18 protein-coding genes and 1 riboswitch are annotated in these 22,910 nt (G+C 70.2%); of the genes, 6 read left to right on the forward strand and 12 right to left on the reverse strand.

What is annotated here, in order from left to right; translation table 11 throughout:
* Window positions 1-117: 117 nt before the first annotated feature.
* The 3 genes from OG828_RS14120 to OG828_RS14130 form a co-directional block, all read right to left on the reverse strand.
* Entirely contained in the window at window positions 118-900 is a 783-nt protein-coding gene (locus tag OG828_RS14120) for a M23 family metallopeptidase (protein ID WP_328501324.1), read from the reverse strand.
* Between the two features lie 13 nt (window positions 901-913).
* Window positions 914-1,080, reverse strand: a riboswitch (cyclic di-AMP (ydaO/yuaA leader).
* Window positions 1,081-1,292: 212 nt separating this feature from the next.
* Window positions 1,293-2,681 carry a M16 family metallopeptidase gene (locus tag OG828_RS14125; RefSeq protein WP_328501325.1) on the reverse strand — a complete coding sequence of 463 codons (1,389 nt, stop codon included), beginning with the start codon at window positions 2,679-2,681 and terminating at the stop codon, window positions 1,293-1,295.
* Window positions 2,678-4,063, reverse strand: a complete 1,386-nt coding sequence (locus OG828_RS14130) for a M16 family metallopeptidase (protein ID WP_328442331.1) — start codon at window positions 4,061-4,063, stop codon at window positions 2,678-2,680. Before OG828_RS14130 ends, OG828_RS14125 begins: the two co-directional genes overlap by 4 nt.
* A 321-nt stretch (window positions 4,064-4,384) precedes the next feature.
* On the opposite strand from OG828_RS14130, the gene OG828_RS14135 reads away from it, so the two are divergent.
* Window positions 4,385-6,841 (forward strand): DNA gyrase/topoisomerase IV subunit A, encoded by a 2,457-nt coding sequence (locus OG828_RS14135; RefSeq protein ID WP_328501326.1) that lies wholly within the window; start codon window positions 4,385-4,387, stop codon window positions 6,839-6,841.
* Here OG828_RS14135 and OG828_RS14140 read toward each other — a convergent pair.
* On the reverse strand, window positions 6,838-7,902 hold the full coding sequence (locus OG828_RS14140) for a CobW family GTP-binding protein (protein ID WP_328501327.1): 1,065 nt from the start codon (window positions 7,900-7,902) through the stop codon (window positions 6,838-6,840). The two genes, OG828_RS14135 and OG828_RS14140, sit on opposite strands and share 4 nt — an antisense overlap.
* A gap of 318 nt (window positions 7,903-8,220) precedes the next feature.
* On the opposite strand from OG828_RS14140, the gene OG828_RS14145 reads away from it, so the two are divergent.
* Complete coding sequence (locus OG828_RS14145; protein WP_328438144.1) at window positions 8,221-8,784, forward strand: DUF6082 family protein; 564 nt, start codon at window positions 8,221-8,223, stop codon at window positions 8,782-8,784.
* Window positions 8,785-8,852: 68 nt separating this feature from the next.
* Here the strand turns inward: OG828_RS14145 and OG828_RS14150 are convergent, their stop codons facing one another.
* Window positions 8,853-9,092, reverse strand: coding sequence for a hypothetical protein (locus OG828_RS14150; RefSeq protein ID WP_210576881.1), 240 nt, complete (start codon window positions 9,090-9,092; stop codon window positions 8,853-8,855).
* Window positions 9,093-9,345: 253 nt separating this feature from the next.
* Window positions 9,346-10,509 carry a citrate synthase/methylcitrate synthase gene (locus OG828_RS14155; RefSeq protein WP_328438145.1) on the reverse strand — a complete coding sequence of 388 codons (1,164 nt, stop codon included), beginning with the start codon at window positions 10,507-10,509 and terminating at the stop codon, window positions 9,346-9,348.
* 109 nt (window positions 10,510-10,618) lie between these two features.
* On the opposite strand from OG828_RS14155, the gene OG828_RS14160 reads away from it, so the two are divergent.
* The 4 genes from OG828_RS14160 (at window position 10,619) to OG828_RS14175 (ending at window position 15,352) form a co-directional block, all read left to right on the forward strand.
* A complete protein-coding gene (locus OG828_RS14160) occupies window positions 10,619-11,875 on the forward strand; it encodes a citrate synthase family protein (RefSeq protein WP_328501328.1) in 1,257 nt (418 codons plus the stop codon).
* Between the two features lie 53 nt (window positions 11,876-11,928).
* Complete coding sequence (locus OG828_RS14165; RefSeq protein WP_328501329.1) at window positions 11,929-12,870, forward strand: sucrase ferredoxin; 942 nt, start codon at window positions 11,929-11,931, stop codon at window positions 12,868-12,870.
* A gap of 128 nt (window positions 12,871-12,998) precedes the next feature.
* On the forward strand, window positions 12,999-14,675 hold the full coding sequence (locus tag OG828_RS14170) for a sensor histidine kinase (protein WP_328501330.1): 1,677 nt from the start codon (window positions 12,999-13,001) through the stop codon (window positions 14,673-14,675).
* Window positions 14,672-15,352, forward strand: a complete 681-nt coding sequence (locus tag OG828_RS14175) for a response regulator (RefSeq protein ID WP_210576876.1) — start codon at window positions 14,672-14,674, stop codon at window positions 15,350-15,352. Before OG828_RS14170 ends, OG828_RS14175 begins: the two co-directional genes overlap by 4 nt.
* An 85-nt stretch (window positions 15,353-15,437) precedes the next feature.
* Here the strand turns inward: OG828_RS14175 and OG828_RS14180 are convergent, their stop codons facing one another.
* From OG828_RS14180 to OG828_RS14205, 6 genes are all read right to left on the reverse strand, one after another.
* On the reverse strand, window positions 15,438-17,030 hold the full coding sequence (locus OG828_RS14180) for a solute symporter family protein (RefSeq protein ID WP_328501331.1): 1,593 nt from the start codon (window positions 17,028-17,030) through the stop codon (window positions 15,438-15,440).
* Window positions 17,027-17,581 (reverse strand): DUF485 domain-containing protein, encoded by a 555-nt coding sequence (locus OG828_RS14185; RefSeq protein ID WP_328501332.1) that lies wholly within the window; start codon window positions 17,579-17,581, stop codon window positions 17,027-17,029. The genes OG828_RS14180 and OG828_RS14185 overlap by 4 nt, the downstream gene beginning before the upstream one ends.
* A gap of 68 nt (window positions 17,582-17,649) precedes the next feature.
* Entirely contained in the window at window positions 17,650-18,330 is a 681-nt protein-coding gene (locus OG828_RS14190) for a response regulator transcription factor (RefSeq protein WP_328501333.1), read from the reverse strand.
* The gene (locus OG828_RS14195) at window positions 18,327-19,487 is read right to left on the reverse strand and encodes a sensor histidine kinase (RefSeq protein WP_328501334.1); all 1,161 of its coding nucleotides are present in this window, start codon (window positions 19,485-19,487) and stop codon (window positions 18,327-18,329) included. The genes OG828_RS14190 and OG828_RS14195 overlap by 4 nt, the downstream gene beginning before the upstream one ends.
* Window positions 19,484-20,008 (reverse strand): DUF1453 domain-containing protein, encoded by a 525-nt coding sequence (locus OG828_RS14200; protein WP_328501335.1) that lies wholly within the window; start codon window positions 20,006-20,008, stop codon window positions 19,484-19,486. The genes OG828_RS14195 and OG828_RS14200 overlap by 4 nt, the downstream gene beginning before the upstream one ends.
* Window positions 20,009-20,513: 505 nt before the next feature.
* Window positions 20,514-22,637 (reverse strand): DNA gyrase/topoisomerase IV subunit B, encoded by a 2,124-nt coding sequence (locus OG828_RS14205; protein ID WP_328438154.1) that lies wholly within the window; start codon window positions 22,635-22,637, stop codon window positions 20,514-20,516.
* Window positions 22,638-22,910: the final 273 nt, after the last annotated feature.

The following is a 22,910-nucleotide window of genomic DNA, read 5'->3' on the forward strand; positions in this document are numbered from 1 at the left end:
AGCCGGAATTTCCGATGGCGGGCCGGAATCCATGGATATTTTTTGGACAGCCGGGGGTATGAAAGGCCGAAAGCCCCGGCTCGGGGAGCCGGGGCCCAGGGGCGCGGAGAGGTGTCGTCAGACGTTCACACCGTGCGAGCGCAGGTAGGCGACGGGGTCGATGTCGGAGCCGTACTCCGCAGTCGTACGGGCCTCGAAGTGCAGATGAGCCCCGGTGACGTTGCCGGTCGCACCGGAGAGGCCTATCTGCTGGCCCGGGGTGACGCTCTGGCCCACCGAGACGCCGATGGACGACAGGTGGCCGTACTGGGTGTACGTGCCGTCGTTCATCTTGATCACGACCTGGTTGCCGTACGAGCCCTCCCAGCCCGCCTCGACGACGGTGCCGCGGCCGACCGCGTGGACGGAGGTGCCGCTGGCGGCGTGGAAGTCGACGCCGGTGTGGCTGCCGGAGGACCACACGGAGCCACCGGCGCCGTAGCCGGTGGAGACGTACGAGCCGGTGATCGGCAGGACGTAGCTGTTTGCGAGGCGCTTGCGCTCGGCCTCGCGGGCGGCGCGCTCCTTGGCCTCGCGGGCCTGCTGCGCCCGCTCCGCCGCGGCCTTCTTCTTGGCCTCTTCGGCCTTCTTCTTGGCTTCGGCCGCCTTCTTCGCGGCGGCGGCTTCTTCGGCGGCCTGCTGCTGGGCGGCGGCCTGTTCGGCGATCTGGTCGGCGGCGGCGCTGCTGAGGACCGGGATCAGGCCGGTCGTCTCGGCCGCCGGCTCGGCGGCGAGTGCGGGGGCGGCCAGGGTGCCGATGACGCCGGTGGCGGCGAGGGCCGCGACGCCCGCCGTGCGGGCGGTGGTGCGCTGGATGCGGCTGGGACGGCGGTGCTTCCCGGTGGCGCGGGTGAACGCCATGTAGTGGCTGGTCCTTTCCTTCCTTCTCGCCTACCGGGTTAGCTGACGGGTTCGGAGCAGGAAGGTCTCCTACGGACCCCCTCGCGGCACGCGCGGGCGTCCGATTCACCCCAGGGACTACGTTGGTGGGTCCCCGGCTCCCCTGGCTCGCGCCGTGTGGGGACTCGGCGATGACTGTCCGGTGCCGCGGGTGCGGCGCAGTGCCTGACGGACAGCCCGGAAGACGCTAAACGGGACATCTTTCAATCCCCAAACGGATCACGGCTTTTGTAGCGCATGCCACAGGCCAGACAGGCAACCTCTCCCGTAATTCGGGCATAAGGGAGCCCCGGTGACGCTTCCGTCACCGGGGCTCCACGCGCGCGTACCCGTGCGCTCGCCTCTCCCCGCCTCTACTCGGCGGACACGACCGTGACTTGACCGATGCCAAGGGCCTCCACCGGCTCCTTGATCTGCGCCGCGTCGCCCACGAGCACCGTCACCAGACGGTCCACCGGAAAGGCGCGTACGACAGCCGCGGTGGCCTCGACGGTGCCGGTCGCGGCGAGCTCCCGGTACAGCGTGGCCTGGTAGTCGTCCGGCAGGTACTGCTCCACCTGGTCGGCCAGCGTGCTGGCGACGGCCGCGGCGGTCTCGTACTTCAGCGGCGCCACACCGACCAGGTTCTGTACGGCGACATCGCGCTCGGCGTCGGTGAGCCCGTCGGCGGCGAGCGTCCGCAGCACCGTCCACAGGTCCTCCAGGGCGGGACCGGTGTTCGGGGTGTCGACGGAGCCGCTGATGGCGAGCATCCCGGCGCCCGAGCCGTCCGGGGCGGACCTGAGGACCTGCCCGAACGCCCGCACTCCGTAGGTGTAGCCCTTCTCCTCGCGCAGGACGCGGTCGAGCCGGGAGGTGAGGGTGCCGCCGAGGCAGTACGTGCCGAGCACCTGGGCGGGCCACACGCGGTCGTGCCGGTCGACACCGACGCGGCCGATGAGCAGCTGCGTCTGTACGGCGCCGGGGCGGTCCACGATGACGACGCGGCCGGTGTCGTCGGCGGTCACCGGCGGCACCGGGCGCGGCTGCCCGGGTGAGCCGGTCCAGGCGCCGATCGTCTCGCCGAGCAGCGCGTCCAGGTCGATGCCGGTGAGGTCGCCGACGACCACGGCGGTGGCCGTGGCGGGACGCACGTGCCTCTCGTAGAAGGCGCGTACGGCCGCGGAGTCGATGCTCTCGACCGTCTCCTCGGTGCCCTGACGCGGACGCGACATGCGCGAGCCGGCCGGGAACAGCTCCTTGGACAGCTCCTTGGCGGCCCGGCGGGAGGGGTTGGCCAGCTCGTGCGGGATCTCGTCGAGGCGGTTGCGGACGAGCCGTTCGACCTCGCTGTCGGCGAAGGCGGGCGCCCTGAGGGCGTCGGCGAGCAGGCCGAGCGCCTTGGACAGCCGCGAGACCGGGACCTCCAGGCTGAGCCGGACGCCGGGGTGGTCGGCGTGCGCGTCGAGGGTGGCTCCGCAGCGCTCCAGCTCGGCGGCGAACTCCTCGGCGGAGTACTTGTCGGTGCCCTCGGAGAAGGCCCGCGCCATGATCGTGGCGACACCGTCGAGGCCGGCCGGTTCGGCCTCCAGCGGCGCGTCCAGGAGCACTTCCACGGCGACGACCTGCTGGCCGGGGCGGTGGCAGCGCAGGACCGTGACGCCGTTGTCGAGGGTCCCGCGCGTGGGGGCCGGGAACGCCCACGGCCTGGCCTCGCCGGCCCGGGGCTCGGGGTGGAATTCCATAGCGGCGAGCTCGGTCACTTGGCCGCCTCCTCGTTCTCGTCGGTGGCTTCCACGGTCGCCGCGGACTCCAGGTCTTCGGTGGGCTCCTCGACGGTCTCCGTGGGGACGGTCGGCTCATAGACGAGCACCGCGCGGTTGTCGGGCCGCAGTCGGGCCTTGGCGACCTCCTGGACCTCCTCGGCGGTCACCTCGAGCACCCGCCCGACGGCGGTGAGGGCGAGCTGCGGGTCGCCGAAGAGGACGGCGTACCGGCACAGTTCGTCGGCGCGGCCCGCGACCGTGCCGAGCCGGTCCAGCCACTCGCGCTCCAACTGGGCCTGGGCGCGCTCCATCTCCTCGGCCGTGGGGCCCTCCGCGGCGAACCGGGCAAGCTCCTCGTCGATGGCGGTCTCGATGACCGGCACCTCGACGTCACCGGACGTCTTCACATCCAGCCACCCCAGGGAGGGCGCGCCGGCCAGCCGCAGCAGGCCGAACCCGGCCGCGACGGCCGTACGGTCGCGTCGTACGAGCCGGTTGTAGAGGCGGGAGGACTCACCGCCGCCGAGGACGGTGAGCGCCAGATCGGCCGCGTCGCACGCGCGCGTGCCGTCGTGCGGCAGCCGGTAGGCGGCCATCAACGCGCGCGCGGGGACCTCTTCCTCGACGATCTCGCGCAGCTGCTCGCCGATGATCTCCGGCAGTTGGCCGTCGCGCGGGACGGGCTTGCCGTCGTGCGCGGGGATGGAGCCGAAGTACTTCTCGATCCAGGCGAGCGTCTCCTCGGGGTCGATGTCGCCGACCACGGAGAGCACCGCGTTGTTGGGCGCGTAGTACGTCCGGAAGAACGCGCGGGCGTCCTCCAGGGTCGCCGCGTCCAGGTCGGCCATCGAACCGATCGGGGTGTGGTGGTAAGGGTGGCCCTCCGGGTAGGCGAGGGCGGTCAGCTTCTCGAAGGCCGTGCCATAGGGGACGTTGTCGTAGCGCTGCCGCCGCTCGTTCTTCACGACGTCGCGCTGGTTCTCCATGGACTCGTCGTCGAGGGCGGCGAGCAGGGAGCCCATGCGGTCGGCCTCCAGCCAGAGGGCGAGTTCCAGCTGGTGGGTGGGCATGGTCTCGAAGTAGTTGGTGCGCTCGAAGCTGGTGGTGCCGTTCAGCGAGCCGCCGGCGCCCTGCACCTTCTCGAAGTGGCCGTTGCCCTTCACCTGGCCCGAGCCCTGGAACATCAGATGCTCGAAAAGGTGAGCCAGGCCGGTACGGCCCTTGACTTCGTGGCGCGAGCCGACGTCGTACCAGAGGCACACCGCCGCAACCGGGGTCAGGTGGTCCTCGGAGAGCACCACGCGCAGGCCGTTGGCCAGGCGGTGCTCGGTCGCTGTCAGGCCCCCGGTGCCTGCCTGGTCTGTGGCCGTGTGACCCATGGGCATGTACGTCCCTTCGATCGCGGAAACACTCGTCGTAACTGCGGAAATCCCGCCGGTCCTGCCACTGTATGCAAGCGTGCGGAGGGTCGGCGAAGTTCCCGCCCGACGTACGCCCAGAGCGAGATCGCGTAGCCTGCGGACGTGTTGTCCCGTCTGAGGCGGGCGGCACCTGTGAACGCCGGGCGGGACGGCCGACGCCGGGTCCTGGTCCGCGTTGTCAGTGCCGCGGTCCACAATGGTCCGCGTCAGACTCATTCAACGCTTCAGCAAGAGCGCGCCCGTGGGCGAGCGACCAGTAGACAGAGGAGCCAGGCAGCGATGGCCCGCCGCAGCACGAAGACCCCGCCGCCCGACGACTCGTACGAGGAGCGGATCCTCGACATCGACGTCGTGGACGAAATGCAGGGCTCCTTCCTCGAGTACGCGTACTCGGTCATCTACTCCCGAGCCCTGCCGGACGCCCGCGACGGCCTCAAGCCGGTGCACCGCCGCATCGTCTACCAGATGAACGAGATGGGCGTGCGCCCCGACCGCGGCTATGTGAAGTGCGCCCGCGTCGTCGGCGAGGTCATGGGTAAGTTGCACCCGCACGGCGACGCGTCGATCTACGACGCCCTGGTGCGCATGGCCCAGCCCTTCTCGATGCGTGTCCCCCTGGTCGACGGCCACGGCAACTTCGGCTCGCTGGGCAATGACGACCCGCCCGCCGCCATGCGGTACACCGAGTGCCGGATGGCCGAGGCCACGGGCCTGATGACGGAGTCGATCGACGAGGACACCGTCGACTTCAACCCGAACTACGACGGCCAGGAGCGGGAGCCGGTGGCTCTGCCCGCCGCCTTCCCGAACCTCCTGGTCAACGGCGCCTCGGGCATCGCGGTCGGCATGGCCACGAACATGCCGCCGCACAACCTGCGCGAGGTGATCGCGGCCGCCCGCCATCTGATCCGGTCCCCCGGCGCCGATCTCGACGCCCTGATGAAGCACGTCCCCGGCCCCGACCTGCCCACCGGCGGCCGGATCGTCGGCCTGTCCGGCATCCGGGACGCCTACGAGACGGGCCGCGGCACCTTCAAGATCCGCGCCACGGTCTCCGTGGAGACCGTGACCGCGCGCCGCAAGGGCCTCGTCATCACCGAGCTGCCCTTCACGGTCGGCCCGGAAAAGGTGATCGCCAAGATCAAGGATCTCGTCGGCTCGAAGAAGCTGCAGGGCATCGCCGATGTCAAGGACCTCACCGACCGTGCGCACGGCCTGCGCCTGGTCATCGAGATCAAGAACGGCTTCGTGCCGGAGGCCGTCCTGGAGCAGCTCTACAAGCTGACGCCGATGGAGGAGTCCTTCGGCATCAACAACGTGGCGCTGGTCGACGGTCAGCCGCTCACGCTGGGCCTGAAGGAACTGCTCGAGGTCTATCTCGACCACCGCTTCAACGTCGTGCGGCGCCGCAGCGAGTTCCGCCGGGGCAAGCGCCGCGACCGGCTGCATCTGGTGGAGGGCCTGCTCACCGCCCTGGTGGACATCGACGAGGTCATCCGCCTCATCCGCTCCAGCGACAACTCCGCGCAGGCCAAGCAGCGCCTGATGGAGCGCTTCTCGCTGAGCGAGATCCAGACGCAGTACATCCTGGACACGCCGCTGCGCCGCCTCACCAAGTACGACCGGATCGAGCTGGAGTCCGAGAAGGACCGCCTGAAGGCGGAGATCGAGGAGCTGACCCGGATCCTGGAGTCGGACGCGGAGCTCCGCAAGCTGGTCTCCGCCGAACTGGCCGCGGTGTCCAAGAAGTTCGGCACCGACCGGCGTACGGTCCTGATGGAGTCCGCGGGCTCCCAGGTCGCCGCCGTTCCGCTCCAGGTGGCGGACGACCCGTGCCGGGTGCTGCTGTCCTCGACGGGTCTGCTGGCCCGTACGGCGAACGGCGATCCGTTCGCGGAGGACGCCGACGCGCGCCGGACCAAGCACGACGTGATCGTCTCGGCGGTACCGGCCACGGCCCGCGGTGAGATCGGCGCGGTCACCTCGTCCGGCCGTCTGCTCCGGATCAACGTCGTCGATCTGCCGCAGCTCCCGGACACGGCGGCGACGCCGAACCTCGCGGGCGGCGCCCCGCTGGCCGAGTTCGTGTCCCTGGAGGACGACGAGACGGTGATCTGCCTGACCACGCTCGACGAGTCGTCCCCGGGTCTGGCGCTCGGCACCGCGCAGGGCGTGGTCAAGCGTGTGGTCCCCGACTACCCGTCCAACAAGGAGGAGTTGGAGGTCATCACCCTCAAGGACGGTGACCGGATCGTCGGCGCGGTCGAGCTGCGCACCGGCGAGGAGGACCTGGTCTTCATCACGGACGACGCCCAGCTGCTGCGTTACCAGGCCGCGCAGGTCCGCCCGCAAGGCCGCGCCGCGGGCGGTATGACGGGCATCAAGCTCACCGAGGGCGCCAAGGTCATCTCGTTCACGGCGGTCGACCCGGCGGCCGACGCGGTGGTCTTCACCGTCGCCGGCTCGCGCGGCACGCTGGACGACTCCGTACAGACGACGGCCAAGCTGACTCCGTTCGACCAGTACCCGCGCAAGGGCCGCGCCACCGGCGGCGTGCGCTGCCAGCGCTTCCTCAAGGGCGAGGACTGCCTCTCCCTGGCCTGGGCGGGCCCGGTCCCGGCGCGGGCCGCGCAGAAGAACGGCACACCGGCCGACCTCCCGGAGATCGACCCCCGCCGCGACGGCTCGGGCGTGTCCCTGGGGAAGACGGTGTCGGTGGTGGCGGGGCCGGTCTAGAGACCGGGCTCCTCCAGATCCCCTTCGGGATCCTGTACGTAGCGCAGGACGCCCCACATGCCGTGCTCGTCGGCGTGTGGGGCGTCGTCCTTGCACGCCTCCAGCTCCTTGCCGAGGGCCGGGGCATCGATGCCGGCCCCGATGAGGACGAGCTGGGTCACGCGCGCGTCGCCGGAGCCCCAGGGCTCGGGACGGAACCGGAGGAACCGTCCGACGGCATGCACGCCGTACCGGTTGTTCGCGTCGTGGGGGCCGAAGTCGACGTACCCCTTGATCCGGTACAGCCCCTCGGGCCTGCTGTCGAGGAACTCCATCAACCGGCGCGGGTTCAGGGGCACTTCGGAGGTAAAGGACAGGCTGTCGTATGCCGCGTGCAGATGAACGGCGTGGTCGTGGCCGTCCGCCCCGTGATCGTGGAGGTCGTCGAAGGTGAGCTGCCCGATGCGCTCGCCCGCGGGGCGGCAGTCGAAGAGGAACTCGGGGTCGATGCGGCCGTAGGTGGCGGGGACGACGGCGGCGCGGTCGACCAGGGGCCGGACGACATCGAGGACCCGCTCACCGTCGGGCGCCCGGTCGACCTTGTTCACGACGACGAGGTCGGCGAGCGCGAGATGCCGGTCGATCTCGGGGTGCTTCGCGCGCGTGGAGTCGAACTCGGCGGCGTCGACGACCTCGATCAGACCGCCGTACACGATCCCCGGATGCTCACTGGCGAGCACCATCCGCACCAGCTCCTGCGGCTCGGCCAGGCCGCTGGCCTCGATGACGACGACGTCGATACCGGCCGAGGGCCGGGCGAGCCGGTCGAGGTAGAGATCGAGTTCACCGACGTCGACGGCACAGCACAGGCAGCCGTTCCCGAGCGACACGGTGGAGTCGCCGAGCGCCCCCGCCACGGCCATCGCGTCGATCTCGATGGCGCCGAAGTCGTTGACGATGGCCCCGATACGGCTGCCGCCGCTGCGGTGGAGCAGATGGTTGAGCAGCGTCGTCTTGCCGGAGCCCAGGAATCCGGCGAGCACGACGACCGGGATCTGCGGCCGGCCCGGGCTCGGTACCAATGTGCGACCTCTCTCACGCCAACGCGCACCCCGGCTCGCGGCCCGGCGTGCGTCCGAACGGTGAATGCCGCCCCAGGATACGAGCGGAGAGAATCCCCGCGAAGTGAACGATTGTTAGCAGCCCGCGCGGGGCAGACGTTGGGCAAGGCGCCGGAGCGTGCGACCCTCGCATCCCTCTGTGCGCCTCCTCTCCGCCTCCCCGCCGATCAGAGCCGCTCGGCACCCTGGAGGCGGCAAGCGCCGCCCATCGCTCGCCGGTCCCCCTCAGTCGACCCGCACCCGACGACCGGCGGACGGCCGCCTGATTCGGGGGTTGACATGGCCACACGGAAGTACGGGGTACGCGGACTCGGCTCGGTCGCCGCGGCCGGGCTCGGCGTCGTCGCGGGTGTCCTCGCCTGCAAGGCAGCCGAACGAGGCCGTCTCAACGCGCTGTGCGCACGCGTGGAGCGTCTGGAGGACGAAGCCAGAACCGCACAGAACGCCCGCGCCAACCTGGCCTGGCAACAGCGTCAGCACTGGGAACTGCTGAGCAAGGCCATCGACGACCCCGAACTCGCCGAGGTGCTCGACCACTACGAGGGAAACCTCACCCCGAAGCAGCGGCGCCAGTACCTCTTCGCCAACGCCATGTACACCAACCTGCTCACCTCCTACCGCATCGGCAACCTGAGCAAGGACGAGTTCTTCCAGCATGTTCGGGGGATGCTCCAGAACCCGGTCATGAGGGAGTACTGGCACGCCGGCGAGCAGCAGCGCGCCAGCCTGGCCGATACCGAAGAGGCCGCTCTGGGCCTGATCGTCGACGAACTGCTCCACGAACTGGAGGAGGCCGACCCCGAGGAGTGGTGGGTCGTGGGAGATCCGCCCGGCGAGCAATGACGAAGGCGCCCACCTGGCACGAAGCGATCTCGTACCGGGCAGACGCCTTCGGCGATACCGATGACGGCTCAGGCGTCCGGGATATCGGCCTTCGCCTTGACGAGGGTCTCGCGGGTGATCACGACGATGCGCTCATAGTCGGCGCGAGCCGCGTCGGCGGGCAACCGCGAGTCCAGCGAGTCGGTGACATCCGTGCCGATAATGGCAAAATTGCCGTCAGCCAATTCAAAGATGTCCGGGCACGTCGCGCCGTTCGTGCTGCCGCGAAGGCGCGGAGATACGCCGAGGCGGCGAATGATCTGACTCACTGTCAATTTCCTCTGTCTCAAGGCACAAGCGTCTGCCGACACTGTTGCGCGGCGACGGCATTTTTGCAGGCCCGAGCGGCCGACGGCACGCACCCGAGTTATCCAACCCGTCAGACCTTCGGGCAGATGCACCTCTTTGCGAGTTCGTTATCACTCGCCGAGGTGAATGCAATCGCACACCGCCTGAACATCCCCAAGAGTGACAGACAAAGGCGAAGTCTGCACTTCTCCGCAAAGGAACACATTTCCAATGTCAGGCTGCCGGTACGGCAACCGGCGCCCCCGGACCCACATACCGCGCCACCGGACGGATGATCTTCGAGTCCTCCGCCTGCTCCAGGATGTTGGCGCTCCAGCCCACCGCCCGCGCCGCCGCGAAGGTCGGGGTGAACATCTCGCGCGGCAGACCGCAGAGTTCCATGACCACGCCCGCGTAGAACTCGACGTTCGTGTGAAGTTCGCGGCCCGGCTTCAGCTCGGCGAGGATCGCCTCGACCCGCCGCTCGACCTCGACGGCGAAGTCGACACGCGGGCCGCCGAAGCGCTGGGCGATCTCGCGGAGCATCCGGGAGCGGGGGTCCTCCGTGCGGTAGACGGGGTGGCCGAAGCCCATGATGCGGTCGCCTGCCAGGACGCGCTCGCGGATCCAGGAGTCGATGCGTTCAGGCGTGCCGATGGCGTCCAGGGTGTCGAGTGCCCGGCTGGGGGCCCCGCCGTGCAGCGGGCCGGACAGCGCGCCCACGGCTCCCACGAGGCACGCGGCCACATCCGCTCCGGTTGAGGTGATGACGCGCGCCGTAAAGGTTGATGCGTTGAAGCCGTGATCAATGGTTGAGATCAAGTATTGCTCGATCGCCCGGGCCCGCAGCGGGTCCGGCTCCGAACCCGTCAACATGTACAGGTAGTTCGCCGCGTACGAGAGGTCCTCGCGCGGCTCCACCGGCTCGAGGCCCTTCCCCAGCCGGTGCAGTGCGGTCAGCAGCGTCGGCACGGCGGCGGCCGCGACGAGGGTGTCCCGGCGGCGCCGGTCCGCGTCGATGTCGTACACCGGCCGGAAGCCCTTGGCAGCGCCCAGCAACGACAGGGCCGTACGCATACCGGCGAGCGGGCCGGACCGGGCGCTCGCCGCCGCGATGACGGGCAGTGCCACGCGCACCTCGTCGGGCAGTCGGCGCAGGGCGGCGGTCTCGGCCGCGAACGCGGCACCGCGCTCGGCGTCCGGCAGCTCGCCGAGGACAAGAAGATGCCAGACGTCCTCGAACCCGCGGGTCTGCGCGAGCTCGACGGCCGAGTACTGGCGGTAGTGGTAGAAGCCCTCGAGTCCTCGCACGTCGCCGATCTCGGTGTCGGTCACGACGACACCGGCGAGCCCTCGCGGTACGTCGACAAGGGTGGTTGCGGACCTGTTGACGGACATGATTTCCTCCCTGAACTTGATTCGACTGTCCACTCTTGACTCAATCTCTGTCAATATTGATTGAATCAATCTGAGATCAATGAATCTGCAGACGGATACGGTGACCTCCATGCCCGATCAAGAACCCGCCCTCAGTCGCCCGGAACGGCGGCTGAGCACCAAGGAGGCCGCCGAGCTTCTGGGTGTGAAGGCCGAGACCGTCTACGCGTACGTGAGCCGTGGTCAGCTCAGCAGCCGCCGAGCGCCGGGCGGCCGAAGCAGCACCTTCGACGCGAAGGAGGTCGAGGCGCTGGCACGGCGCAACAGACGGGCCGGCGCCGGGAGTCCGACCTCGGGCGGCGAGCTGTCCGTGCGCACCCGCATCACGCTCATCGACACGGACCGGTACTACTACCGGGGCGTCGACGCGGCCGAACTGGCCGCGCGCCACACCTACGAAGAGGTCGCCGAATGGCTGTGGACCGGACAACTGCGCCACGGCACCGTCTTCACCGCCCCCGAGGCATCCGTCGCCGTCGCCCGCCGCGCCGTCGCCGCGCTGCCCGAACACACCGACCCGACCGACCGGTTGCGGGTCGCCGCGATCGCCGCCGCGACGGCGGATCCGCTGCGCTTCGACCTGTCCGAGGAGGCTGTGCTCGGCACGGCCCGCATCCTCATCCCCACGCTCGTCGACGCACTGCCGCCGATGCGACCCGGCCACGGCGACGAGGGCCCGCTGGCCCACCGGCTGTGGGCGCGGCTGAGCGGGCGGCAGGCCGACGAGGCCTCGCTGCGCGTCCTTGACACCGCGCTCGGACTGCTCGTCGACCACGACCTGGCCGCCTCCACACTCGCGGTACGCGTCGCCGCGTCGGCCCGCGCACACGCCTACGCGGCCGTCTCCGCGGGCCTCGGCGTCATCGAGGGCCCCTTGCACGGCGCCGCGAGCGGACTCGTCCACCGGCTGCTGCTGGACGTCCTCGACCAGGGCGACGCCGGGCCCGTGATCGCGGACGAACTGCGCTCCGGGCGCCGTATCCCGGGACTCGGCCACCGGCTCTACGCCGGCGAGGACCCACGCGCGCGTGCCCTGTTCGCTCTTCTGGAGGACATCCCCCGGGCCGCACCCGCCCTCGCCGCGGCCCGCGACATCGTGGCCACCACCGCCCGGCACACCCCCCTGCACGCCAACGTCGACCTGGCACTGGCCGTGCTCACCGCATCCAGCGGCATGCCTGCCACGGCCGGCGAGACGATCTTCGCCGTGGCCCGTACGGCGGGCTGGATCGCCCACGCCCTGGAGGAGTACGGCGAGCGCCCGCTGCGCATGCGCCCGAGCGGGCTCTACGAGGGCCCGAAGCCGCCCCGGCCGCTGCCGGGGTAGGACTCGACAGGGCCGGAAGTCACCCTGGATCAAGTCAGGTTAGGCTCACCTCTGTGAGTACGTGTGCAAGCGTCTCCCGAGACCTCGACGAGCCCATTTCGGGAACCGCGGCGACCGCGACGACCTGGCTGCTGCTGGAGCAGCCGGGTCCCTGGGGTGTCAAGGCGCTCACTTCGAGCCATCTGGATCCCGCGCTGGGCCGCGCCCTGGAGACCGCCGCCGAGGGCACGGGCGTACGCATCGCACTCATCCGGCGCCCTGGACGCCACGCCGACCTCGGCACCCCCACCGCACGTCAGGTGTACGTGGCCCACACCGTGCCCGGCAACGTGTGGCTGCACGGGGCCACCGTCCGCGACCCGTGGCGCCTGCTCGACCTCGACTTCGCCGCACTCGGCAGAGGCGACCACCGCAGTGCCGGCACGGCGCTCGGCGCCCGGCCCCACGCCGGTGATCCGCTCGCGCTCGTGTGCACCAACGGCAAGCGGGACCGCTGCTGCGCGCTCCTCGGCCGTCCCCTGGCGGCCGCACTCGCCGCCTCCGGGGTCGAGGGGGCCTGGGAAGTCACCCATCTGGGCGGTCACCGCTTCTCGCCGACGCTGCTCGTCCTGCCGTACGGCTACGCCTACGGCAGGGTCGAGGCGCCCGCCGTCAAGGAGATCCTGCGCGGCGTGCAGGAGGCACGGATCGTCCTGGAGGGGTGCCGGGGCAGCTCGGCCTGGGAACGGCCCGCTCAGGCGGCCGAGCTCGCGGTCCGCACGGCGGCCCGCGAACGCACCGCGGACGCGCTGACGGTCGTACGGACGGACGGCGCGGCACCGCGCTGGGAGGTGACCGTCGCGCACGCGGACGGACGCCACTGGCGCGTGGTCGTCGCCCAGGGTGCGTCGCTGCCGCCCCGCCAGGAGAGCTGCGGCGCGTCCGTGCTCGGCTCACCCGCGCGGATGGACGTGGTGGCGGTGCGCGAGCTGACACCGGCCGCGCTCGCGAGCTGACCGCACGACCGACGTCAGGGATGCCCGCAGCACAGCGTGTCCGCAGGCAGCGCCTGTCCATGCGTTGATCAAGAGATCCATGCCACACCCCTACGGCTGCTCCGGCACGTCCGCGTAACGTCTTGGGTATGAGCCCCACTCCCCCCGCACGCCGTCTGCGGCTCGGTCTGCCGCGCAGGGTGTTCTCGCAGGTGCTGCTGATGCAGGTGGCGATCGCCGCGGGCGTCGCGGTACTCGCGACCGGGCTGTTCCTCGCACCGCTCAGCGACCAGCTGGACGACCAGGCGATGCGCCGAGCGCTCTCGATCGCACAGACCGCGGCGGCCCAGCCGCAGCTCGCGGAGCAGGTCGAGCACACTCCGCCGACGGCCGGCGGGCCGGTTCAGCGGGAGGCGGAGAAGATCCGCAAGGCCACCAAGGCCGAGTACATCGTGATCATGGACACTCGCGGCGTGCGCTGGTCGCACACCGAGCCCGCGCAGATCGGCAAGCACGTCTCCACCGACCCCAGCGAGGCGCTCGCCGGCCAGGAGGTCATGGAGATCGACGAGGGCACGCTCGGCCGCTCCGCCCGCGGCAAGGTGCCGCTGCGAGACAGCGACGGGGAGATCGTCGGGGCGGTCTCGGTGGGCATCGCGTACGACAGTGTCCGGGCCCTGCTGATCCACGCGATCCCGGAGCTGCTGGCCTACGCGGGCGGAGCCCTGGCCGTCGGCGCGCTGGCCGCCTGGCTCATCTCCCGGCGGGTCCAGCGGCAGACCCGGGACCTGGCCTTCTCCGACATCTCGGGACTGCTCGCGGAGCGTGAGGCCATGCTCCACGGCATCCGGGAGGGCGTCGTCGCCCTGGACCGCGCGGGCCGTGTCCGCCTGCTCAACGACGAGGCACAGCGCCTGCTGAGCATCGGCGACGAGGCCGTGGGCCGCTCCCCCGACGAGGCGCTCGGCGAGGGACGTACCGCCGATGTCCTGTCCGGGCGGGTGACGGGCACCGATCTGCTCACGGTGCGCGGCCAGCGTGTCCTGATCGCCAACCGGATGCCCACCGACGACGGCGGCGCCGTCGCCACCCTGCGCGACCGCACCGAGCTGGAGCAGCTGGGCCGGGAACTCGACTCGACGCGCGGCCTGATCGACGCCCTGCGCGCCCAGGACCACGAGCACGCCAACCGCATGCACACGCTCCTGGGTCTGCTCGAGCTGGAGATGTACGACGACGCCGTGGACTTCGTGGGAGAGGTGGTCGGCGACCACCGGGCAACGGCGGAACAGGTCACAGAGAAGATCGAGGACCCCCTGCTCGCCGCTGTGCTGGTCGGCAAGGCGACCGTCGCCGCGGAGCGCGGAGTCCCCCTGCGCGTCTCGGACCGGACACGGCTGCCGGACCGGCTGGTCGATCCGCGCGGGCTGGTCACGGTCGTCGGCAACCTCGTCGACAACGCTCTCGACGCCGTCGCGGGCACGATGCACGCGCGCGTGGAGGTCGAATTGCGCGCCGAGGGACGGACCGTCGTTCTCAGGGTGCGCGACACGGGGCCCGGGATCCCTGAGGAGCAGCGGGAGTTGGTCTTCACCGAGGGGTGGTCCACCAAGCAGCCGCCGGCGCACGGCAAGCGCGGCATCGGGCTCTCCCTGGTGCGCAGGCTGGCCGAGCGGCAGGGGGGCAGCGCGACTGTGGGCGAGGCGCACGGCGGGGGCGCGGAGTTCACCGTCGTCCTGCCCGAGGCACTGACCGAGCCGGACCTGGAACCGGCCCTCACGGTCCCGTCGGCACCGGCGAGCGCCGCCGCAGAGGAGTCGCGATGATCGAGGTCCTGGTCGTGGACGACGACATCCGGGTCGCCCGGGTGAACGCCGCCTACGTCGAGAAGGTGCCGGGCTTCCATGTGGCCGGCGAGGCGCACAGCGCGGAGGAGGCGCTGCGCCAAGTGGAGTCGCTGCCGCGACTGGACCTCGTCCTCATGGACCACTATCTGCCCGACGAGACGGGACTCGCGGTCGTCCAGGAGATGCGCCGCCGCGGCCACCAGACCGACGTGATCATGGTGACGGCGGCCCGGGACATCACGACCGTACAGGCGGCGATGCGGCAAGGCGCGCTGCAGTACCTGGTCAAGCCGTTCGCCTTCGCGGGGCTGCGGGCCAAGCTGGAGGCCTATGCGGAGCTGCGCCGCACCCTCGACGGCGGCGGCGAGGCGGAGCAGGCCGAGGTGGACCGTATCTTCGGCGCGCTCTCGGCACCGTCGGAGCCCGACCTGCCCAAAGGGCACTCCCCCACCACCGTGGAGCTGGTCCGTCAGTGCCTGATGAGCGCCGACGGGCCGCTGTCGGCCCAGGAGATCGCCGAGCGGACCGGGGTGAGCCGCCAGACCGCCCAGCGCTATCTGAAGCTCCTGGAACGCACCGGACGGGCCCGTCTCACCCTCAAGTACGGCGACGCGGGCCGCCCGGAACACCGTTACGTGTGGGCGACCCGCGCCTGAGGACACGGCCCGGGTGGGGGCGGGGGGAAGGGACCGTGCCCCCTCTTCATACGGATGCCGGGCGCCCTCTTCTCGGCCGCCCCGCCTACACCGCCCCCGCCCCGGTCAGCGACCGCACTTCGGTCTCCGCGTGTTTGGCGTCGTCGGGTTCCTCCGCCGAAGTGACCGTGCCGAGCCAGCCGGCGACGAAGCCCAGCGGGATGGAGACCAGGCCGGGATTCTGCAGCGGGAAGTACTGGAAGTCCACGCCGGGGAACAGCGATTCGGGGCTGCCCGACACCACCGGCGACAGCACCACGAGGACCACGGCTGGGATCAGCCCGCCGTATACGGCCCATACCGCGCCGCGCGTGGTGAAGGCGCGCCAGAACAGCGAGTAGAGCAGCACCGGCAGGTTGGCCGAGGCGGCGACGGCAAAGGCCAGCCCCACCAGGAAGGCGACGTTGAGGTCGCGTGCCAGCAGACCGAGGGCGATGGCGACCACGCCGATTCCGCCCGCGGCCGCGCGGGCGACGGCCACCTCGCTGCGCGGCTTGGCGTGCCGGCGTCGTAGCGACGCGTAGAGGTCATGGGCCACGGACGCCGAGGACGCGAGCGTGATGCCGGCGACCACCGCGAGGATCGTGGCGAAGGCGACAGCGGCCACGATCGCGAACAGAACCGTTCCGCCAGTGGAATCAGCGCCACCTCCGAGATCGAGCGCGAGCAGGGGAACCGCCGTGTTTCCGGCCGCGTTCGATCCCCGTACGGCATCCGGACCGACGATCGCTGCCGCGCCGAAGCCCAGCACGATGGTCATCAGGTAGAACCCGCCGATGAGCCCGATCGCCCAGACCACCGAACGCCGTGCGGCCCGTGCGGTCGGCACGGTGTAGAAGCGGGACAGGATGTGCGGCAGCCCGGCCGTGCCCAGCACCAGGGCGAGTCCGAGGCTGATGAAGTCGAAGCGGGCGGTCCAATCGCCGCCGTACTTCAACCCGGGCGCCAGGAACGATTCGCCATGACCGCTGCGCTCCGCCGCCGTCAGCAGCAGTTGGTCGAAGTCACCGCGGAAGCGCACCAGCACGAGCACGGTCAGCGCCACCGTGCCGCTGAGCAGCAGAACCGCCTTCACGATCTGAATCCATGTGGTGGCCCGCATCCCTCCCAGCGACACATAGATCACCATCAGCGCGCCGACACCGACGACCGTCCAGGCCTGTGCCGCCTCGCCCGTACCCCCCAGCAGCAGCGCGACCAGGCTGCCCGCACCGACCATCTGCGCCACCAGATACAGAACGGACACGGTGACCGAGGAGGTTCCCGCCGCGATCCGCACCGGCCGCTCACGCATCCGCGCCGCGACCACATCGGCGAGCGTGAACCTCCCGCAGTTGCGCACCAGTTCCGCGACCAGGAACAGCACCACGAGCCAGCCGACGAGGAAGCCCACCGAATACAGCATCCCGTCGTAGCCGTGGAGGGCGATGAGCCCGGAAATACCGAGGAAGGAGGCCGCCGACATATAGTCGCCCGCGATGGCAAAACCATTCTCCACCGGAGTGAACAGCCGCCCGCCCGCGTAGAACTCCTCCACCGAACCCTGCCGGTTGCGGCTGACCCAGGTCGTGATGCCCAGGGTGACGGCCACGAAGGCGCTGAACAGGAGCAGCGCCAGCGTCTGATGGTTGTCCGTCACGAAGCACCGCCCCGGACCCCACGCGTCAGTTCCTGGGTGTCCCACCGCAGTTCGAGCGCGGCCCGGTCCCTGCGCAGCCGAGCATGCCGGACATAGGCCCAGGTCAGCAGAAACGTGGTGAGGAACTGCCCCAGCCCCGCGAGCATCGCCACATTCACGGCACCCGCCACGGGTCGGCCCATCAGCCCTGGAGCGGTCGTGGCCGTCACGACGTATCCCACGTACCAGGCGAAGAATCCCGCCACCGCCGGCACCACGAACCGCCGGTAGCGACTGCGCACTTCCCGGAAGGCCGCGCTGCGTTGCACCTCGAGGTACACATCGACCGCAGCCCTTTGCTCATGCTCCTGACGCGCGGGCGGAACGACCGGAACCAGTCCTCCGGCCTCGCTCGGCTCCCCCCAGCCCGAGGCGAGCGCGTCGTACCAGGGATCGTCGTACCGCACGCTTCCGGGCTTCTCGGCGGGAGGTGGGCCATAGCCGCCGCTCTGCCCGGCCGTACTCTCGGGTCCACCCCCGCCTACGCCGGAGCGACCGTTGCTTGAGTGCATGCCCAAGGATGGACAGAACGGGAAGATCCCTGACTCTTCTTCCCCGCGCTCTCACCCCATCAGGTGACTCACCCCGTCGGCGGCCGCGCCAACCCTTTCGCGAACGCGTAACGCACCGCCTGAGCACGGTCCTTGATCCTTGCCTTGGTGAAGATGTTGTTGACGTGGGTCTTGATTGTGGCCGTGGAGACATGCAGCTTCTTGGCGATCTCAGAGTTGCTGAGCCCTTCGGCGATCAGCTCCAGCACCTCGGTCTCCCGCGCGGTGAGCCCGTCGGGCGACACCGCCGGCGCCGCCGGCGGTTCCGGGTCCGACAGCCGCTCCAGCAACCGTCGTTGGATGCTCGGCGACAGTCCCGCGTCCCCGGACAGCACGCTGCGCACCGCCCGGACGATCTCGTCACCTCCCGCGTCCTTGGTGAGATACCCGCGCGCTCCCGCTCTCAGCGCCGGAAACAGAGACTCGTCGTCCGCGTATGTGGTGAGCACCACGACCTGCGTCCCGGGATGCTCGCTCCGGATCCGTCGCGTCGCCTCCACTCCATCGCAGCGGGGCATGCGCAGGTCCATCAGAACCACGTCCGGGGCGAGTTCGGCGACGAGCTTCACCGCCTCGTCCCCGTCTCCCGCGGCACCGACGACCTCGATCCCGGGGAGCAGCCCAAGCAACATCACGATGCCCTCGCGGACGACGGTCTGGTCGTCCGCGACCACCACCCGCGCGGGCTCGACCTCCGTCTCCTCCGTCATGCGGGCACCTTCAGCGTCACCACGAACCCCTCCTTGTCCGGCCCGGCCCCCAACGAGCCACCCAGCAGCTCGGCACGCTCCCGCATACCGAGCAGACCGTACCCGGCACCGGAGCCCGCGAGTTCGCCCCCCGAGCCTCCCGGCCCGCCCGAATCCCTTATGTCCAGCGTGACTTGGTGTTCGCCGTACTCCAGCCGTACCCGCACTCTGGCGCCCGGCGCGTGCTTGCGCACGTTCGTCAGAGCTTCCTGCGCGACCCTCCGTACGGCCTGTGACGCCTCGGCCGGCAGCGGTCTGTGCTCACCCGTAATGGTGACCTCGGCCCCCGTGACCGTATCCACGAGTTGAGTCAAGTAGTCCTCCAGCGGGGTCAGTTCGCCGCGCAGTGCCGAGAGGGCCTGCCGGGTCTCCTCCAGTCCCTCACGGGCCATCCCGCGTGCTGCCACCACGCGTTCCAGGATCTGGTCCCGGTCGGCGTCCCGCTCGATCAGCAGGCGTGCCGCTTCCAGTTGCACGAGCTGCGCCGAGAGGCTGTGTGCCAACACGTCATGGATCTCCCGGGCGATACGGGCCCGCTCCACGAGCGCCGCCGACTCGGCTTCGGCCGCCAGCGCCGCCCGCTCCTGGGCGAGCAGCCGCTGGGCGCTGCCACGGGCCTCGGCGTCCAGTCGCAGCACGTATCCGGCCAGGGGGAGCCCCGCCGCCGTGGCTACGGTCGTCAGCCAGGCGTCGTCGTTGAAAGCCGCATACGACGCAAGGCCGACGGAGGCCACGGGTAGCGCGGCCGCGAGAGGCAGCCGCTCCAGCGCGGTGACGGCGCAGCCGCACCAGAGGACGAGGGCCGGGATTCTGAACCCCACGGCTTGAGCGGCGAATGCGAGTCCCAGGAGCAGCGTGACGAGCGCCAGGGACGACCAGAGCTGGTGCTCGAAGGTCGCTCGGTAGAAGGCCCAGGCAACACCCGCGGCCACCAGCACACCCACCGTGGCCCCGACGACACCCCAGCCGTGGACCACGCTGCCGGTGAAGACACCCCACAGCAGAAGGGCGAGCACGACCAGCCGGACGGCCGAGGCGAACAGCCGACGGGGCCGGGCGCGTTCCTTGCGGCTGAGCGCTTCCCTGGAGGGCCAGACCGTCCAGGCGTTCTCCGTCACACATGTTCCTTCCACGCGGGCCGGGACACGGTGTCACCGTATGCCGGGCTCTGCTCGGGGGTCGGACGCGAGGATCGAGCACGCCAGGTGAGGATCCCTCCACGGACGAGCAACGTGATCGCCAGAGCGAGGAGCAGGGCGGACGTGCCCTGCTTCACGCCCAATCCCGCACCGAGGGCGAAGAGCGCGATGCGCAGGGCTATGCCGGCGCCCCAGACGACCGCGCTCGCTCTGGTGCCCTTGCTCCATACCGTGCCGTCCGGCTCCGCCCATATGCGGGTGGTCCACGCCCACGCGGCCCCCGTGGCGACGCCGATGAGGAGTTCGGCGCCGAGCAAGAGCACTGACTCGGTGCGGTGATGGGCGTCGATGAGGGCGGGCTCGCGCAACGCGACGACGGTCAGGACCGCGGGGGCGAGCCACCAGCGCTCTCCCGCGCCGATCCGGCTTGCGCGGAACTGGCGCACGATCACCAGAGCGGCCACGGCCGCGATCAACAACGCGTCGACGAGCCCGGTCATCGAAGCCTCCGTGAGCGAAGAAGGACGGTGCCGACAGCGAGCGCTGCCGACGCCTTCGACGCTAGGGAAATTCGCTGGTCAGGAGATCGGAGCCAGGGTGGATCATGGGTGGATCCGGCACCGCTGCCGTCTCCACCCACGGGTGGACACGAAGGACTCCGTGTCCGGTCGCCGGTGCTGCGGGCGGGGCGACGCCTTGCTCGGCAGCAGGCCGACAGAACTTGGGCAGGCCTAGACCTTGCCCGACAGCGAGCCGACAGAACTGTGGGCAGGGCGAGGCCTCGCCCGACAGAACTGCTCGCAGAGCGCCTCTGCCCGACAGCGGGTCGGCGGCCGGGCATCCCGCACGGCAGCGCGGCCGGTGAGCGGCACGCACAACGCCCGTGCCGACAGCCACGGCACCTGCCTCCACCCGACAGTGCCGCGACTCTCACCGGACGGCCGGCCACCGGCACCGATTCCGGCGCCGCACCGACACCGTTTCCGGCCCGGCCGAGCGCAGCGGCTACGCGTCGATGCGGGACCGGTCCAGCGTCGCCGCCGAGCTGGAGATGAACTCCTTGCGCGGTGCGACGTCGTTACCCATCAGCAGATCGAAGACCTGCTCAGCGGACTCCAGGTCGCCGAGGTTGATCCGGCGCAGTGTGCGGTGACGCGGGTCCATGGTCGTCTCGGCCAGCTGGTCGGCGTCCATCTCGCCGAGACCCTTGTACCGCTGGATGGAGTCCTTGTACCGGACGCCCTTGCTCTCGAACTCCATGAGCTTGTCGCGCAGTTCCCGGTCCGAGTACGTGTAGACGTACTTGTCCTGGCCCTTCTTGGGCTGGATGAGCTCGACGCGGTGCAGCGGAGGGACGGCCGCGAAGACCCGGCCGGCCTCGACCATCGGCCGCATGTAGCGGTGGAACAGAGTCAGCAGCAGCGTCCGGATGTGGGAGCCGTCCACATCGGCGTCGGTCATCATGATGATCTTGCCGTAGCGGGCCGCGTCGATGTCGAAGGTCCGGCCCGACCCCGCTCCTATGACCTGGATGATCGCCCCGCACTCGGCGTTCTTCAGCATGTCGGTCACGGACGACTTCTGAACGTTGAGGATCTTGCCGCGGATCGGAAGCAGCGCCTGGAACTCGGAGTTCCGGGCGAGCTTGGCGGTGCCGAGCGCGGAGTCTCCCTCGACGATGAACAGCTCGCTGCGGTCGACGTCGTCACTGCGGCAGTCGGCGAGCTTGGCGGGCAGCGACGAGGACTCCAGAGCCGTCTTCCGACGCTGCGCGTCCTTGTGCTGGCGGGCGGCGATCCGGGTACGGGCCGCGGAGACGGCCTTCTCCATGACCACGCGGGCCTGGGCCGCGTCGTCCCTCTTGGTGGAGGTGAGGAACGCCTTGAGCTCCTTGGTGATCACGGTGTTCACGATGCGGCGGGCCGCCGAGGTGCCGAGGACCTCCTTGGTCTGCCCCTCGAACTGGGGCTCGGCCAGACGCACGGTGACGACCGCGGTGAGGCCCTCCAGGGCGTCGTCCTTGACGATGTCGTCCTCGGCGACGCGCAGCAGCTTCTTGGCGCGCAGCACCTCGTTCAGCGTCTTGGTGACCGCCTGCTCGTAGCCCGCGACGTGGGTGCCGCCCTTGGGCGTGGCGATGATGTTGACGAACGACTTCAGGGTCGTGTCGTAGCCGGTGCCCCAACGCATCGCCACGTCGACGCCGAGCTCGCGGGTGACCTCCGTGGGCGTCATCTGGCCGTGGTCGTCCAGGACCGGGACCGTCTCCTTGAAGGAGCCCTGTCCTGAGAAGCGGAGGACGTCGCAGACCGGCTTGTCGGTGGCGAGGTACTCGCAGAACTCGCTGATGCCCCCGTCGAAGCGGAAGGACTCCTCACCCTTGCTGCCGTCTTCACCGAGGCCGAACTCGTCGCGCACGACGATGGTCAGGCCGGGCACCAGGAAAGCCGTCTGGCGTGCCCGCTGGTGCAGGTTCTCCAGGGAGAGCTTGGCGTCCTTGAGGAAGATCTGACGGTCGGCCCAGTACCGCACGCGGGTGCCGGTGCGGGTCTTGGGGATCTTCTTGGCCTTGCGCAGGCCGCTCTTGGCTTCGAACTTGGCATCGGGGCCGTCGCCGGCGAAGGCTCCGGGGACACCGCGCCGGAAACTGATGGCGTGCGTGTGGCCACTGCGGTCCACCTCGACGTCGAGCCGGGCGGACAGGGCGTTCACCACGGAGGCGCCGACGCCGTGCAGACCGCCGGAGGCGGCGTACGAGCCGCCACCGAACTTGCCGCCGGCATGCAGCTTGGTCATGACGACCTCGATACCGGAGAGGCCGGTCTTGGGCTCGACGTCGACCGGAATGCCTCGGCCGTTGTCCCGGACCTCGACGGATCCGTCGTCGTGGAGGATCACGTCGATGTGGTCGCAGTAGCCTCCGAGGGCCTCGTCCACGGAGTTGTCGATGATCTCCCACAGGCAGTGCATCAAGCCACGACTGTCGGTCGACCCGATGTACATACCCGGGCGCTTCCGCACGGCCTCGAGCCCCTCGAGGACGAGCAGGTGCCGCGCGGTGTAGTTGGAACCGTCCCGGTCTGCTCCTGCCAGCAGCGCTGTGGACGGCACGGACGTCTCGGCGGTCACGCGGTTCGCTCCTCGCTGAATTTCAGGTGGGGCCCTTCTGGGTAAGGGCGCGGCTTCGGTTGCCGCTCAGAGGGTACCGAGGCCTGGTAGAGCCGTTGTAACGCCACCCTCGTCATGAACTCACCCTAGCCCAGGGTCGCAAAGGTGTTCGATCCCTCGATGGAGTGAAGCACACATCACGTTCCCTTCCAGGCATGAACCATTTAGGCTCCGGGCACGTCCTCATGAACAACCGGCAACCCAGCCGGGAGGACCGACATTGACCGACAGTGC

Source organism: Streptomyces sp. NBC_00457, from assembly GCF_036014015.1.
GTDB lineage: Bacteria > Actinomycetota > Actinomycetes > Streptomycetales > Streptomycetaceae > Streptomyces.

What these genes read in the sequence shown, in the direction of transcription:
- OG828_RS14120 (WP_328501324.1), bottom strand. Translation starts at nt 900, where the DNA reads ATGGCGTTCACCCGCGCCACCGGGAAGCACCGCCGTCCCAGCCGCATC.
- OG828_RS14130 (WP_328442331.1), bottom strand. Translation starts at nt 4,063, where the DNA reads ATGGGTCACACGGCCACAGACCAGGCAGGCACCGGGGGCCTGACAGCG.
- OG828_RS14135 (WP_328501326.1), top strand. Translation starts at nt 4,385, where the DNA reads ATGGCCCGCCGCAGCACGAAGACCCCGCCGCCCGACGACTCGTACGAG.
- OG828_RS14145 (WP_328438144.1), top strand. Translation starts at nt 8,221, where the DNA reads ATGGCCACACGGAAGTACGGGGTACGCGGACTCGGCTCGGTCGCCGCG.
- OG828_RS14155 (WP_328438145.1), bottom strand. Translation starts at nt 10,509, where the DNA reads ATGTCCGTCAACAGGTCCGCAACCACCCTTGTCGACGTACCGCGAGGG.
- OG828_RS14160 (WP_328501328.1), top strand. Translation starts at nt 10,619, where the DNA reads ATGCCCGATCAAGAACCCGCCCTCAGTCGCCCGGAACGGCGGCTGAGC.
- OG828_RS14170 (WP_328501330.1), top strand. Translation starts at nt 12,999, where the DNA reads ATGAGCCCCACTCCCCCCGCACGCCGTCTGCGGCTCGGTCTGCCGCGC.
- OG828_RS14175 (WP_210576876.1), top strand. Translation starts at nt 14,672, where the DNA reads ATGATCGAGGTCCTGGTCGTGGACGACGACATCCGGGTCGCCCGGGTG.
- OG828_RS14185 (WP_328501332.1), bottom strand. Translation starts at nt 17,581, where the DNA reads ATGCACTCAAGCAACGGTCGCTCCGGCGTAGGCGGGGGTGGACCCGAG.
- OG828_RS14190 (WP_328501333.1), bottom strand. Translation starts at nt 18,330, where the DNA reads ATGACGGAGGAGACGGAGGTCGAGCCCGCGCGGGTGGTGGTCGCGGAC.
- OG828_RS14200 (WP_328501335.1), bottom strand. Translation starts at nt 20,008, where the DNA reads ATGACCGGGCTCGTCGACGCGTTGTTGATCGCGGCCGTGGCCGCTCTG.